This is a genomic window from Photobacterium sagamiensis (genome assembly GCF_050337085.1).
GTDB lineage: Bacteria > Pseudomonadota > Gammaproteobacteria > Enterobacterales > Vibrionaceae > Photobacterium > Photobacterium sagamiensis.
This window is the reverse complement of record NZ_JAKJSP010000003.1, coordinates 1-15,016: the sequence shown is the minus strand read 5'-3', so window position 1 is coordinate 15,016 and position 15,016 is coordinate 1. Positions and strand designations below refer to the sequence as shown.

The window sequence follows — 15,016 nt, the reverse complement described above, 5'->3', positions numbered from 1 at the left end:
TGCCCAGAATATCCATATTTGCGTACGGATTTTACATATAGCGCCTCCTTTTTATGGTGAATAATTAAGACCATCTGTTAAACAAAGAGAGCATTTACCATGACACCAAATCAAATTCGTGGTTTTAATTACGCACCAAGCACTGCTAGAAACCCTGTTGAATTCTGGCGAGACTATGATCCGACGCTAATTGAGAAAGAGCTTACTTACGCTAACCGTCTAGATCTTAATCTAGCCAGAATATTCCTAAGCTACGCATGCTACGAGCACGATTCAGAAACATTCCTAGCTAACGTTCGTCACTTCATCGATACAGCACTATCAAAAGGCATTAAAACTCAGCTGGTCGTATTCGATGCGTGTTTCTGTGATATCGAACCTGAGTACGATATAGATCACTTCATGTGGCTATCTAATCCGGGAACTATCAACTGGGATGACGATTTCTATCCTCAAGGTGAAGCCTACTGTAAAGCGCTTCTTGATGCATTTGGTGATCACGAAGGCGTGTACGTTTGGGACGTGATGAATGAGCCAACAAGTAACATAAATATCTGGCTAACTGAGGGCGAAGAGAAAGAAGAACAGCTTGGCCGTGTTTGGGGATTTGTAGACCACTACATGAGTTTCATGAAAGAAACTTGCCCTGCTGCTAAACTTACTTGTGGTGTAGCTGACGCTTCGGAAATCGAGAAGATGGCTGATAAAGTAGACATCATCACTTTCCACGACTACAGCCCTACCCGAGCTAAGATTAAAGAGAAAATCGCTCTGGCTCGTAAGATTGCAGAATCTAAAGGTAAAGAGTTCTTCTGTACAGAGATGTGCTGTACCGCTCGTTCTAACCCATACGATGCAGTTATTGGGGTCTTCGAAGAAGAGAACGTTGGCTTTGTTATCTGGGAACTAATGATTGGTTCGGCAATGTGGAAAGACATTCACGGCGTTGTTTACCCTGACGGCACTGTTCGCGATCCATCAATTGCAGCAGCTCTACTTGGCTTCTTCCGTAACCGCAACCCTGAAACAATCATCCCGACTTACACTGACAAAGAACATCACTCAACTAAGGTAATCGTTGAAGCTAAAACGCTTCTACGTGAAGAGTTTAGCCCTTACGGTGACTACAAAGAATACATTGGTCGAGTTCTGTCTTGCGCTGAAACAATTGCTAACCAGCTTGAGTGTGCCGAAGCAGTTCCAATGAATGAATTGCCATCAGTTCACATTCTTGAGATGCAAAAGAACTGTGAAAGTATCCCAGAAGCTAAGAAAGCATTGCGAGAACTTCTAGAAATAATCATGAAGGTAGTTAGCATAGCTTAACTCCAATTTGTGACCAATAAATAGAAAAGCCCCTTCTGTTCTCATTTGGTAGGGGCTTTTTAGGTGGTAAAAATGACTGATAAACACATAGCGCCACAAATAAAATACGTCTCTTATGAGTCTTGGAATTCATATCAACTCAAGAATGACCTTATTTCTCTTCAAGTAGTGCCTGATATTGGCGGTCGAATTAGCCAATTTAGCTTAGGTGAAAAAGACTTTTTCTACGTTAACCCACTTCATGCGGGTGTTACCTCGCCTGTTACCGGTCTTTCAAAAGATAACGGCCATCTTAACTTTGGTGGAGATAAAATTTGGCTTGCGCCTCAAGGTTGGGATAGCGAAGAGCAATGGCCTGGTCCACCTTGCCCTGTTCTGGATGGTAAGCCATACAATGCTATTGCAAATGAAGATGACACTTCAATTCTTCTGACTAGTGGCGATGATCATAGAAGCGGTATTCGCTTATCTCGTAAAGTGAAGATATTCCCCAACTCTACTAGAGTGTCTATCGAATCCAGCATGCTAAATATTGGCACGAAACCTCGTCGCTGGGGGATTTGGGCTCATACTCAATTAGACGCCACTAACGGAGACGAGGAAGGCTACAACGAACTAATGAGAGCTTGGTGCCCAATCAATCCAAACAGCCAATTTAAGAGAGGCTACGGCATATTATTTGGCGAAGAAGATAATCCGTCATGGATTACGCATGAAGACACCGGTCTAATTCAGGTCGATTACTTCTACAAGGTAGGCAAGATTGGCCTAGATTCACCTAATGGGTGGGTTGCCACAGTAGACGGCAAAGATGGAAAGGTATTCGTGCAGTGCTTCGAATTCGAAGAAGACATTGAATATCCAAACGGTGCAAGTGTTGAGTTTTGGCACAACGGGACTGGACAAATAAACGCATACAACGATCTAATTGATATGCCAGATGATCCAGTTGCTAATCCGTATATTTTCGAAAGCGAAGTGGTTAGTCCAATGGCGCTGATGAATCCAGGCGAAAAGTATACTTACTTCTACGATTGGTACTCTTGTTCGATTGGTGGCGATTACCCAGTTATTGACTGTACTGAAGCCGGTGTGACGTCAGAGCCTCTTATGGCTCGTCGTAATGGCGCTGAAGTTGATATAAGCGGTCGCTTCGGTGTATTTAGTTGCGGCAAGTTGGAATGGTGTGTATATGACGATGCCGGGAATATGATACAGAACGGCTTGATAGAAGACTGTGTTTCCCCTATTAATGCCATCGTTATTAATAAGACCATCACAGCACCATTAAGTGCATCTAAGCTTGTAATATCTCTAAAACAAGATCATGTTGGCGAGTCAATCGTTCTTGCTAGCTGCAAGGTAGACCAAGAAAAATATCTCTGACGGTATGATGTTGGTGAAATTCCGAAATTCTTTTTAAAGCAACGAGAGAAGTACATTTGGTCAGAGTATCCTAGCAAGTTGGCTATCTCACAAATGGTCAGCTTGCTATTTGCCAGCTTATCCGCAGCAAAACTCATTCTCTTATTGTCTCGCAAAGCAAGCGCACTCATCCCAACCTCTCTTTTGAAAAGACGTATCAAGTTACTTGGCGATGTAGCGACTGCGGCGGCAATTACCTCGTTATCTATTGCCTCACAGAAATTATCTTCTATGAACTTAATAGCTTTATGCACTCGTTGGTCAACAGGGCATTTTGTGTTTTCTGGTATGTGTTTTTTAACTCTAAGTAATAACTGTTCGACAAGGTTACGTCTCATTCTTATTGATAACTTGTCATCATTTTTACTAAGGCTCTCAATCTCCTTAAAAATTGAAATGTATTTCAATACATGCTCTTTGTCGTCGCATCTAATATGAAAAACACCTGATGCCACTTCCGGCCAAGTTAGCAAGTCAACTAAATGACTCTCAGATGGGAATATACACCACAATCGTTCCAACTCGTCATAATCGTCGCTTCGTTTGAAGTCATAGTACGCGATAGGTGACAACAAAACTAAGTCACCAACAGATGCCTTTAGTGTTTTATTCGCACACTTATACTCTGCACCGCCACTGGTCGCTAAGTGAATCGACCACCCCGCTTTAATACCTGTCTTAACACCTTGTTTATGAACAATAAAATCACTCCAGTCACCACGCTTGCTAATATCGCCACTTGCTATGCAGCTTCTATCAACTTTAAAGAAATTAGCCTCTATGCCAGCATGTATCTCGGCAATAAAAGCAAGAGCTTCTTTCTCAGTTGGCTTTAGTTGACCGCAAAATACAGATCTCCACTTTTCACACAATGAGACAATATCGAAATCAACAATCGCCTTTTTAAGAATATGACAATTACGCTCCAAAATAATCGGCGATTTCCTAATTAGCCCGTACAACTGTTCTTCCGTCAACCCCTTGTCAACATACTCCCTTATGATTTGAAAAAGGGATTTAGCAACATCTAAAATGCTTATTGTGCTCATTACGTTTCCTCAAAAAAATAACCCCATAAGTTTTCTGGGGTTATTTAGTTTATGGGTATGACTATTTTAGTCTGTAGAAAAGATTGTTATGACGTAGTTCCTGCTTGAATGCTGGAATCTTAGTATCTTCATCAATCTGCACGTACTCAACGTCAACCATTTCAGCGAAGTCGTAAAGCATCTCTTCTGTTACTGCCTGTGAATAAACAGTGTGGTGAGCACCACCAGCATAAATCCAAGCGCCTGCAGCGACTTTAAGATTCGGTAGTGGTTCCCATAGAGTGCTTGCAACCGGTAGATTTGGCATCTCTGCTTCTGGCGTTACGCTATCAACTGAATTCACGATCATGCGGAAACGTGGACCCAAGTCGATTAGAGATAAATTAAGACCATGACCTTCTTGACCGGTGAAGATCATGCGAGGTACTAGGCAGTTACAGCCGATAGTGTGACGGTGAATCTCGATAGTCGGCTTGTTCTTGGCGATAGTTGGACATACTTCTAGCATGTGTGCACCTAGAACTTGGTCTACAGCGCCAAAGTTATAAGTGTAATCTTCCATGAATGAAGTGCCACCAGCTAGACCAGTTGCCATAACCTTAAGAATACGAGTCGTTGCAGCAGTTTTCCAATCACCCTCGCCACCGTAACCGTAACCCTTCTCCATCAAGCGTTGAGTAGCTAGACCAGGCAAGTTGGTTAGACCGGTTAAGTCYTCRAAAGTGTTAGCRAATGCCATGCATCCTTTGCTCTTCAAGAACATTTCCATACCAAGCTCTAGACGCGCTTCTGTGCGTAGCAAGCGATCAGTCTCRTCTTTGTCTGCATTCATCCCGTAAACAACGTCATACTGCTCGTGATACGTCTTAACGAGTGCTTCCACATCTTCATCTTTAACGATGTCTACTGTCGCAGCTAGTTCACCTAGACCGTATGCGTGAACTTCAAAACCAAACTTGATTTGAGCAGNTACYTTGTTGCCATCAGTTACCGCAACGTTACGCATGTTGTCACCGAAGCGAGCAACCTTTAGAGTGCGTGACTCAGCAAGACCTTGAGCAGCACGACACCANGTATCAAGCTCTGCGTGTACACCCTCATCTTCCCAGTGACCTACGATCACTTTACGCTCTAGGTTCATCGCAGTACCGATGAAACCAAACTCACGACAACCGTGTGCGCTCTGGTTAGTATTCATGAAGTTCATGTCGATTTCATTCCAAGGAAGACCGGCATTGAACTGAGTGTGAAGATGAGTAAATGGCTTATTAAGCTGGCTAAGGCCGGCAATCCACATTTTTGCTGGCGAGAACGTGTGCATCCACAATACAAGACCAGCACATTCAGGATCGTTATTTGCCGCCTGACATACAGCTAGAATCTCTTCCGCTGTCTTAGCTGTGCCTTTGTTAACAAACCCAGTAGAGATTGCTTCTGACTTATTTAGACCACCAACCATTACTTCTGAGTGGTGCGCTACTTCTTCTAGAACTTTCGCGCCGTAAAGATGCTGAGAGCCTGTTACGAACCATACTTTTTTATTAAATGCTTTCATTGTTATTCCTTACTTCTTCTGACCGTAGTATGCATCTTTGCCGTGCTTACGTAGGTAATGCTTATCCAATAGACCAGAATTCAACTGGGCTACTTCTTTGTTGATTTGAATTGTCTGGTAGGCCATCTTCGCCACTTCTTCCAAGACAACTGCATTGTGAACCGCGTTCTTCGGAGACGTTCCCCATGTGAATGGCGCATGTTCCTTCACAATAATGCCCGGTATCGCCATCGGGTCTGCTGAACCAATAGCCTCTTCGATTACTAACCCCGTATTTAGCTCGTACTGACCTTGTAGCTCTTCGTTTGTTAAAGCGCGAGTGCAAGGGATGTCTCCATAGAAGTAATCAGCGTGCGTGGTACCCAAAGCAGGAATCGCACGACCTGCTTGCGCCCAAGATGTCGCATACGGGGAATGAGTGTGAACGACACCAGCCATGTCTTTGTATGTACGGTATAGCTGTACGTGAGTAGCTGTATCAGAAGACGGGTTCATGTCTCCCTCTACTACTTCGCCCTCTAGATTAACCACAACCATATTTTCAGGGCTTAGCTCTTCATATGGAACGCCACTAGGCTTGATAACAACAAGCCCTTGTTCACGATCGATACCAGAGACATTGCCCCATGTGAAAGTAATCAGGTTGTATTCTTGAAGCGCCATATTAGCTTCATAAACGTCTTTGCGTAGCTGGGCTAAATTGCTCATTACATCTCGCCCTTAACGCCGGACATAATAAGCGTCTCAATTGCCTGACCAAGATTTTGATAAGCTTCAAAGCGTTGCTGGTATACAGCAGACTCTTTTGCTCGAGGGCGATAAATCTGACAAACAGGGCTAGACATGATTGCCTGAGCTTCTTCAGTCGTTTTGAATAGACCAGCAGCTACAGCGGCAAAGATTGCAGCGCCAATAGCACAGCATTGCTCTGACTCGACAACAGAAATATCTAGGTTAAGTGCGTCACTACATGTCTGCATTACAAGCGGTGATTTCTTAGAGATGCCGCCAATCGCAATTACACGTTTAATATTAACGCCCTGAGATACAAAGCAATCACAGATAGACTTTGCGCCAAACGCTGTAGATTCAACAAGAGAGTGGAATACTTCAGGCGCATCAGAGCCAAGATTTAGATTGGTAATAGCGCCAGTTAAACGCTGGTTAGCATTTGGTGTACGACGACCATTATGCCAATCAACTGAAAGTGCGCCCATGCTATTGTCGCGGTAGTTAACAGCAGAAGAAAGCATTGGGAAAATGTTCTCTTCGATATCGCGAGTTACCTGCTTATCATCTGGGTTCTGTGCAGCCCACTCTTTCAAAGGCCAAGATAGAAGACGCTTGTACCATGCGTAGATATCACCGAATGCAGACTGACCGGCTTCTAGCGCAACAAGGCCAGGCAATGCACTTCCGTTTACTTGACCACAAATACCGTTGATTGTTTGATTGCCAAGCTCTTCAGCATCAACCATTAGAATGTCACAAGTAGATGTGCCAACTACTTTAACTAGATCGTTTGCGCCAGCACCAGCACCAACAGCGCCCATGTGACAGTCAAACTCGCCTACAGCAATAGCAATGCCTTCATTAAGACCAAGACGATCTGCCCACTCTTTTGTTAAGTTCCCAGCAGTAGAGTCAGAGGCATAAACAGTCTTTGAGTATTTCTCACGCATGCCTTCTAGTGTTGGAGAGATAGCAGCTAGAAAGTCTTGAGAAGGCAGGCCGCCCCATGATTCATGCCACAATGCTTTATGACCTGCGCCACAGATACCGCGCTTAATTTTATTAGGGTGAGTAGTGTCGGAAAGCAATGCCGGAATCCAGTCACAAAGCTCAACCCATGAGTGAACAGCTTCATGAATAGAGCTATCTTGCTCTGCAATGTAAGCAGCTTTTGACCAGTACCATTCAGATGAGTAAATGCCACCAATATACTTAGTGTAATCTTCGAACTCTTCAGAAGCCGCTAGCTTGTTAATGCGGTCTGCTACTTCTACAGAAGTATGATCTTTCCAAAGTACGAACATCGCATTTGGGTTTTCCCAGAATTCAGGCTTAAGCGCTAGGATTTCGCCGTTCTTGTCAACCGGTGCAGGAGTAGAACCCGTTGTATCTACGCCAATACCTACGATTTTCGCAGCAATACCCTCTTCAGAATCAGCGATAGCGTCTTTAATCGCTTTGGTCATTGCATTGATGTAGTCAGACGGGTGCTGACGGAATTTAGATTTAGAAGGATCTGAAAACAAACCTTCCATCCATTGTTTGTAGAAAGCAGTACCGCTGCCCTTCTCTTTGCCGTTTTGTGCGCTGACGATTACAGCCCGCACAGAGTCGGAACCAAAGTCTAAACCGATTAAGTATTTCTTATCCGCAGGTTTCATTGAAAACGTCTCGCTAGTGTATTTTCGGACAAGTTACCTCATGGAAATTTAATGAAATGAGACCATTGGCACATTAAACAAATAGGGGATGATGGTTGTTAAATATCGTAATTGTTGAGCTGGTGGATTAGGCGCACAACACGTTGAGAGTCCAGAAAATGTTGCCCCTGTAGACTTCACTGATTTTGAAATCACCGAAGAAGGCATCAAGCTCGTCGTCAAACACTCACAATCAATCGGTTTAATTACGATATTTAACAAACCCCTTCATCTATTTTACAAACATGCTCTACCTCTAGTTTTTTGAACCAAAATGATAGCAATATCTATCTCAACAAATTACTAGCTAAAAACATAAAGGGAAACAATCATGTCTAACGTTATCGTAGGTCAAGCTCTTCCAGAATTTGAAATCATCAAAGGTGGTGTAGCTACTGAGTCTGGTTCATTTGAAGCTTGGGGCACTGATGTTCTTGAAGGAAAGGCAACTTACTTCGTTGCTAATGCTGGTCATCCAGAAGCTAACGAAATTCATAACGACCTAACCACCAAAATCTCTGAAGCCGGCGGTATTCGTAAAGTTCACATCATCAATGCTAAAGATGCTCCTATGGGCGCTAGCATGTTCATTAAAGCTGAATTCAAAAAAGCTGGTAAGGGCGATCCAGAAAACTCTTACATCTTAGATTCTAAAGGCGTTGTCGCTAAAGAATTGGGTATGGAAAAGAAAAGCGCTCTAATCGCAGTTCTTGATGCAAAAGGTGTCGTTGTTTTTGCTCACGAAGGCGCTTTTGACGCTGATGTTGAAGCAAAAGCTATGGAAGCAATTGCTTCTGTTAAATAAGCAAAATCCTATTTACTGCCTTATTTTTAGCGCCTTAGTGGCGCTTTTTTTATGTCTGGAGATTACAGTGGGAAGCAAATCTAAAACCGGTCTCGAGCTGATACTGAAAGCTGCTGAGAAAACAGGTCGAATGGACGTTCTAGCCAATATCGCAGATGTTCTTCAGCTAAGACCAAACAATGCAATTTGTACGTGTAATGGTGACGAGCAGCTCATTAAACATAAACGCCCTATTGATTGTGAATTATCGCAATAGCGTTTAAGTCTAAGATGTTAGAAAGTAGACCTATAGCATGAATCCTTGATGCAACTGTTATGTAGGGTACATTTTTAAGCCAACACTATATGTAACTTGGGGAGACGGTCAGTTGAAGTTACATTGAAACCCCCGATTAGGCTTAGGCAGCATATTTTTATGCTGCCTTTTTTTATGGGCGTGGAGTATAACCATTCTTCGTTTCCTTACATCCATAAGCGAAGAGTGGTTTCTTTTTTATTGCCATTCGCCTCTGTCAAAATACAATATCTAATTCTTAATCTATCCTCGGAAATTTCGGCTCTGTCGCAAGCTGGAGCCGTTTAATGCAACTAAATTTACTAGATAATGAAAACCAGATCAGATACTTAGTGTAAACAAGCGCCCTTTAAATAGACGCTTATTTATCATCGTAACCTAGTTAAACATCTTAATGAGATCTTCGGCTGTAAACCCTCCGTTCATTCGTTCTACGCCAACAAAAACAGTCGGAGTACCCTTAACTTTTAGTTGCACCCCAAGAGTACGTGTTTTTTTGATGTGATCTCTTGCTTTTTCTAAGTGCGGTTTTAGATTGATTTTTTCTATACCAAGTGAAAATAATACTTCTTCCACTGATTCTTTTGTGATCTTAGGTTGAGTAATGACGGCATGGTGAAACTTGCTATATTTTGCTTGGTCGTAGTAAAACAAAGCTGTTCCCATTAAAGCCGAATATTGTGAAGTTGGTTGATTATTGAAAATCGGATATTCTTTTACAATCACTTTAGCTTCGGGATCGAGTTGAATAAATCGTTCTAGTGTGGGTGCGAGTTTTTTACAGTACCTGCAATTGTAATCAATAAACTCAACAACCACATGCTTGCCATTTGGATTACCCATTACCGGATCGTTCTTATCTTGATATAACGCATCGGAGTATTCTGCAACACTATCCATTGCTTCTTTTTTGGCAAGCTGCTTCTGTTCGAAACTATACTTATCAAGTGATTTTACAATACTTTTTCGATTGTCCATTAGACGATCTGAAAATTCTTCGTTCGTCATGACAACCGCGTTGTTCTCCAATGTAAACACTCGATTTAACGTGATCCCATTTGTAATCGCCAACGCTAAAAAAGCAACCTAACCACCGAGTATAATTTTCTTTTGCATGTTAAATGTTCTCTTGAATTAATGTTTAGTTTGAAAAACTTGTGGGTTTGTTTGATTGGCTCATTTTGTAAAGAAAATTGCTCATGTTGCCTTCCACCCGCCAAAAATAACAAGCCCGCAGTAAGCGGGCTTCTTCAATRGGCGCTGACACGGGGTTCAGCTAAACACGGACAAGCCCCGCTCGATACACCAAAACGCCGACAGCGAACCGATCACATAGATACAGCCCCAACGTGCTTGCCGGGTCATAGATGGTAGCCAACGCATCGCGCTAGCCATTAACACTAAGCAGCTCACTACGAAGATAATCTGCCCAATTTCGATCCCCACGTTAAAAGTCAGCAAGGCCATTGGAATATCACCTGCCGGCAATCCGATCTCGCTAAGAACAGCGGCAAAGCCCATACCATGTAGCAAGCCAAAACCAATCGCTACCAACCAGCTGTGGCTGGGAATCCAGCGATCGGATAACTGCGCGGGATCGCGGCTGCTGCTGAGCTCAATCGCCAGCACCAAAATACTGAGGGCGATAGTAAATTCCACCAGAGAAATCGGAAAATCGATATAGCCCAGACTCACCAGCGATAGGGTAATACTGTGACCTACAGTAAACGAAGTAATAGTCCATAATAAACGTCGACTGTTGCTTACCAATAACAGCAGAGCCAATACGAACAACAAGTGATCGATACCCAGCCAGATATGCTCTACACCCAGTACCGTATACTCGCCGGCGACTTGCTGCCAGCTCTGCCTCTCGGGTACCACCAACGCATCCTTGTTGACATTCAACAGCTGTTGAATGCGATTGCCATCAAGCCAATCAACTTTAACTAGCGTTGCTGTGCCACTACCAGCCATGCCCTTCACTTGCAATATTGAGCCTGCTAATGGCTTCTCACAGCGCATCGGCCAAGTCATGATTCTAGCAGTGCCCTCTTGTCCATGTTCAGCAGCGGCTAGTGGTTTACAATGATTCGGCAATATCGGTTTCGGGGGCAAGTTATTGCCTCTAACTTTTATCGGCGTTTTCCACTTTACCTGAAAACTATGGTCGGCCTGCTCAACCAGACGCAGCAGTGAAGGTGCTAATTCATGTGCGGTAGCCAGCTGTGACACCATCAGCAAGCAAAATAACAAAACTATACGCATTATGATTCAACCTCATATTCTTTACGCAATTTAACCATCATCGCATCTAAAGCAGCCTGTTCTTTCTGACGACGCCAATCGGTCAGCAATTTGCTGCGCACATTGGCAAAGGATCTTTGTTTGGGCGAGGTATAGGCGTCGATTAATACAAGGTGTTCACCATAACTAGAACTCACTGGTCCAAGCCATTGTGGTGACTGATCGTCGACCAAATGCTGCTCTGCTGCCAGTGTCATTAACTGTTTAGCAAATACGCCACCAAAGTAACGTTCAATTAACCGCTGATTCGACATCGAAAATTTCAGCCCGTTTCGGAACGGATCACTAGCGTCTGGTGTGAGCAATTCTTGCGCCAGCAATTGCTGTGCTCGCTCTACTGGCTGCTGATTGCGGTCGTTACTGACAAAGATATGGCTAAAACCCACCAACGGCGGCATCATAAACTCGCTGGCGCGTTGTTCATACATCGCTAGCAATTCTTGCTCTTGAGGTTCGGGGATGTTCATTGAACTGTAGGCAAGCTCTTCTATCAACTGAATCATTAGGCCACGGATAACCAGATCATTCTCATGCAGGTTCATCTGTATAGCTGTCTTGACCAATTCATCGTCATCAGCCTTACTTTCAGAATCAAGAAAGCGCATATCGCGAATTAGTCGCAGACGTACAACGCTATTTGTTAAATGAAACTCACGCTTAAACGCTTCGCTATACATGATCTCCTTGTCGATTTCTGTTTGCACCAACTGCGCTAGCTGCTGCTCGGATGGCACCTTGCCGGTGCTGCTCAGCCAATCGTCACGCAGCTCGGTAATACGCTGCGGCGAGGGCCGACTCACGGTTTGGATTAGCTCCGTGGTGGTGAGTTGCTGACCACCGAACAGCAAAGCGCCAATCAAGATAAAATGCCCATAGGGCTTGCGGATACAATTTAACTGCATTTACTAGGGTTCCACGTTGTACCAAATGAGCGAGGTTAACAGCCTAATGCTTGTTAACCCCGCTGGTTGTGCGCTTATTTAGGCATCAGATAAATCGGGGATGACCAGGCGCGATGCTCGGCTGGTGAAATACAATCCTCTTCAGAACCGCCACCCATGCAGATATTGGTTTTCACACACTGACCATTTTCATCGTACTCACAGCCAAGTGGATCACCCTGAATGGTATCGGTCGCTTCCTGAATCACGCGAGCGTAATACACTATCTCGCGGCTGCCGCTGACGAATTCTTCATCGGTAAATTCGACTTCGCAGCTGCCCTTGCCCGGTTCACATTCAAATGTGCGCCACGGGTCCTGAATCAGATCCTCGGTGCTGCCGTCGCCAGGTTGACGTGGCAGTATGCGAACCACTTCGATGCGCTCGATATCGTATGACTCATTGGATGGGTTATAACACTCACCGCGACATAGGCTATCCACACGGTCAGCGCCAAGCGCCTCAGTTGCGTAGTCTGGACAACCAGGCTTTTGTTTAATAGAACCCACGCCTTTGATGCTGAAACGCGGTGCGATGTCGGTGCTGACTTCACTACCCATAGCGTGCTTGTTGCCCTCGCCGTCGATCATGTCAAACCACAAACCAATACGCGGTCCGGAAGTGCCGTAGACCTCACGGCGATACAGAGCATCCCAGATGGCGTCGCGAGAGCGACCTTCACTGTTCACGGCAACTAGGCCGCCGGTGACGTAAAAGGCGTTGGACAGATCTTCTGAGTCCGGGAACAGGCTTAAAGCACTCGGCTCTACCGGCTGGTCCTGACGCGCTGCCATTTCAGGATCATATGCTGACTCAAGCTTGGGAGCATTGATATGTTCTTTGACATCGGTAAAGAGAACGCGCTGCTGCTCTTTGTAGCTCATGCCTGGACGTCCCGCATGAGTATCGCTTGAGGCGATAATACCAGGGCGGAAACGCTTGGCCTTCTCGCCGTCTTTAGCAGGTTCACCCAGAGTCAGCATGTATTGCGCCGATTGCTTGGGGCGATAATAAAACGCTGACTGGAACTCGCCGACTAACTGGTCGCACTGACCCCAATCATCCGGTGTGGTGTCCGGCACTACATCGTGCGACTTACTGAACTGGCTGTGAACTCCACGGTTGGCCATGTACATTTCGCGGGTTTCTACCGCACGCTGATCACAGTCTTCATCGCTATTGCCGTTGCCCTCACAGCGCTGGCGAATAATTTCACCGGATTGCCAGCAGCAGGGAATGTAGCCATTAGAAGGTACGGGGCAGATGGTTTCGTCAGCCGTAGGTGAATTTATATCACTGAATACTTCTGAGTTGCCATGTCCCGAATAAACCTCTACTAGACGCTGATACTTGTCATTGAGTTGGTCCATCTGATTATTGAAATCAGAGCCCGCTGGGTTGGTATTACCCCATGCTAAACCGTGTGGAATAACAATAGCCTCAAAGTCCCACTGATCTAGCTTTTTAAATAAATCGTTGGGTGTAGAGGCCAATTCGTAGCAGTCTGCTGGCAGATCTCTAACATCGCCATTTGCACAATCTTCCGTTTCAGATAGATCCTGAATCTGTCTTGCCAGTGCTTGATAGCCATTTAGGTTCAGGTTACTCATCGCCAGCCATGCTAGGCCACGTATAGGCGCTGGCAGCTTGCTTGGAGTGCGGTGAATATTATCGGCAGCAATCGGTCTGGTAGGTACTAGATCTTCTGCTGTATCCTTGAACATGACATTCTTGTGACCGTAGTGACTTTTCGGACCAAGACCTTCTGCACCGTTGCTCCATTCCCAGCCAAGGAATGAAACCATATCTGGGTTAGTCGGATCGGTAGCTGCATCACAATTGCGCACAGCGTCTTTGGTTACATCCCACTGCCATTTCGTCAGACTCTCTGCGTGATCATTGATGCTCCAAAAGTCTAGTGCCGAACAGTAGCGAGCAAAATCACAGGCATCCCCTGGGCTTGTATAGGATGTGCCCTTTGCCGCCGGTGTATCGGTTAACGCCGCGTCGATTGAAAAACTGGTATGCACATGCAAATCACCGAATAGAATTTGCTTGTCTACAGCGACAGTCTGACTATCGGATGACGGTGCGGTAAGGGGTGTCGGCGCAATCGGTCGCGGTAAGGCTTTCGATTCAGTCGGCACCGCGCGGTCAAAGAACGCCGCCGAACCCACCGCCCAGCTGACAGCCAGTAAAATCAATATAATAGCCAGGAAGCCCAGCAGTATTTTTTTAATCATCAGTAAAATTCTTTCTCTATGAGCATCAACATGAACAACAGCACCAATTTGACATAAGGCGCTACCACCAATTCGGTACGATTGCGCTATATTTACATACATAAAAAAAGCCTTTTTTGATGATTAGCTTGGTATCAAAAATTGTGAAATAATTCCCATAAATGTGATTGAAAAATCCATATTTCAATAATCTAAGGCTTTGTTGAAGCGCTCAGATAATACTCAATGATTCCATTAACACTGAGTTCAGTTATCATAACCAGCCTTTCATTCCGGTAGCTATTTAACACATGCCTTACAAACATAATGACAGCGATAGCCATTGATTCAACGGGGCTCAAGCGGTTTGGTATGGATGAGTGGCACCAGGAAAAACACAGGGTCAATGCAAAACGTAGCTGGCGAAAGGCGCATTTCGCTGTTGATGAGGCTCACTTTATTCAAAGCGGAGTCCTCACTGATAAAAACACCATGGATGATCAGGTTGTCGGGGCGTTATGTCAGTCCATCATTACGGATGTCGAGCACGTAAGTGCCGACAAAATGTATGACACCAATGCGGTGTACCAGACATTAGAAGATCATTTTCCGAATGCTGAGATTGTTATAGATCATTTTCCGAATGCTGAGATTGTTAT

13 protein-coding genes are annotated in these 15,016 nt (G+C 44.7%); 5 read left to right on the top strand and 8 right to left on the bottom strand.

Annotated elements, in window-relative coordinates; translation table 11 throughout:
- Nucleotides 1–99: 99 nt before the first annotated feature.
- Together L4D76_RS00365 and L4D76_RS00360 are read left to right on the top strand one after the other, a co-directional pair.
- Nucleotides 100–1,326: a glycoside hydrolase 5 family protein gene (locus L4D76_RS00365; protein WP_428438962.1), complete on the top strand. Its 1,227-nt coding sequence runs from the start codon at nucleotides 100–102 to the stop codon at nucleotides 1,324–1,326.
- Between the two features lie 72 nt (nucleotides 1,327–1,398).
- Nucleotides 1,399–2,712 carry a DUF4380 domain-containing protein gene (locus L4D76_RS00360; RefSeq protein ID WP_428438961.1) on the top strand — a complete coding sequence of 438 codons (1,314 nt, stop codon included), beginning with the start codon at nucleotides 1,399–1,401 and terminating at the stop codon, nucleotides 2,710–2,712.
- Here the strand turns inward: L4D76_RS00360 and L4D76_RS00355 are convergent.
- The 4 genes from L4D76_RS00355 to L4D76_RS00340 all read right to left on the bottom strand — a co-directional run bounded on the left by L4D76_RS00355 (nucleotide 2,652) and on the right by L4D76_RS00340 (nucleotide 7,748).
- Complete coding sequence (locus tag L4D76_RS00355) at nucleotides 2,652–3,800, bottom strand: helix-turn-helix domain-containing protein (RefSeq protein ID WP_428438960.1); 1,149 nt, start codon at nucleotides 3,798–3,800, stop codon at nucleotides 2,652–2,654. The genes L4D76_RS00360 and L4D76_RS00355 overlap by 61 nt on opposite strands.
- 61 nt (nucleotides 3,801–3,861) lie before the next feature.
- Nucleotides 3,862–5,355: an L-arabinose isomerase gene (gene araA / locus L4D76_RS00350; protein ID WP_428438959.1), complete on the bottom strand. Its 1,494-nt coding sequence runs from the start codon at nucleotides 5,353–5,355 to the stop codon at nucleotides 3,862–3,864.
- A 9-nt stretch (nucleotides 5,356–5,364) separates the two neighbouring features.
- Entirely contained in the window at nucleotides 5,365–6,063 is a 699-nt protein-coding gene (locus tag L4D76_RS00345) for an L-ribulose-5-phosphate 4-epimerase (protein WP_428438958.1), read from the bottom strand.
- The gene (locus tag L4D76_RS00340; protein WP_428438957.1) at nucleotides 6,063–7,748 is read right to left on the bottom strand and encodes a ribulokinase; all 1,686 of its coding nucleotides are present in this window, start codon (nucleotides 7,746–7,748) and stop codon (nucleotides 6,063–6,065) included. The genes L4D76_RS00345 and L4D76_RS00340 overlap by 1 nt, the downstream gene beginning before the upstream one ends.
- A gap of 370 nt (nucleotides 7,749–8,118) precedes the next feature.
- Here L4D76_RS00340 and L4D76_RS00335 point away from each other — a divergent pair, with 370 nt between their 5' ends.
- Nucleotides 8,119–8,592, top strand: coding sequence for a YtfJ family protein (locus tag L4D76_RS00335; RefSeq protein WP_428438956.1), 474 nt, complete (start codon nucleotides 8,119–8,121; stop codon nucleotides 8,590–8,592).
- A 67-nt stretch (nucleotides 8,593–8,659) separates the two neighbouring features.
- Nucleotides 8,660–8,848 carry a hypothetical protein gene (locus L4D76_RS00330; protein ID WP_428438955.1) on the top strand — a complete coding sequence of 63 codons (189 nt, stop codon included), beginning with the start codon at nucleotides 8,660–8,662 and terminating at the stop codon, nucleotides 8,846–8,848.
- 417 nt (nucleotides 8,849–9,265) lie between these two features.
- Here L4D76_RS00330 and L4D76_RS00325 read toward each other — a convergent pair whose 3' ends face one another.
- The 4 genes from L4D76_RS00325 to L4D76_RS00310 all read right to left on the bottom strand — a co-directional run bounded on the left by L4D76_RS00325 (nucleotide 9,266) and on the right by L4D76_RS00310 (nucleotide 14,480).
- Nucleotides 9,266–9,895, bottom strand: coding sequence for a DsbA family protein (locus L4D76_RS00325; protein WP_428438954.1), 630 nt, complete (start codon nucleotides 9,893–9,895; stop codon nucleotides 9,266–9,268).
- A 264-nt stretch (nucleotides 9,896–10,159) separates the two neighbouring features.
- Nucleotides 10,160–11,155, bottom strand: a complete 996-nt coding sequence (locus L4D76_RS00320) for a HupE/UreJ family protein (protein WP_428438953.1) — start codon at nucleotides 11,153–11,155, stop codon at nucleotides 10,160–10,162.
- Complete coding sequence (locus tag L4D76_RS00315; protein ID WP_428438952.1) at nucleotides 11,155–12,096, bottom strand: peptidyl-prolyl cis-trans isomerase; 942 nt, start codon at nucleotides 12,094–12,096, stop codon at nucleotides 11,155–11,157. Before L4D76_RS00315 ends, L4D76_RS00320 begins: the two co-directional genes overlap by 1 nt.
- 74 nt (nucleotides 12,097–12,170) lie before the next feature.
- Nucleotides 12,171–14,480, bottom strand: coding sequence for a DUF3604 domain-containing protein (locus L4D76_RS00310; protein ID WP_428438951.1), 2,310 nt, complete (start codon nucleotides 14,478–14,480; stop codon nucleotides 12,171–12,173).
- 204 nt (nucleotides 14,481–14,684) lie between these two features.
- Here L4D76_RS00310 and L4D76_RS00305 point away from each other — a divergent pair.
- Nucleotides 14,685–15,016 (top strand): transposase (locus L4D76_RS00305; protein WP_428438950.1); only part of this gene is annotated, 332 nt, incomplete at its 3' end.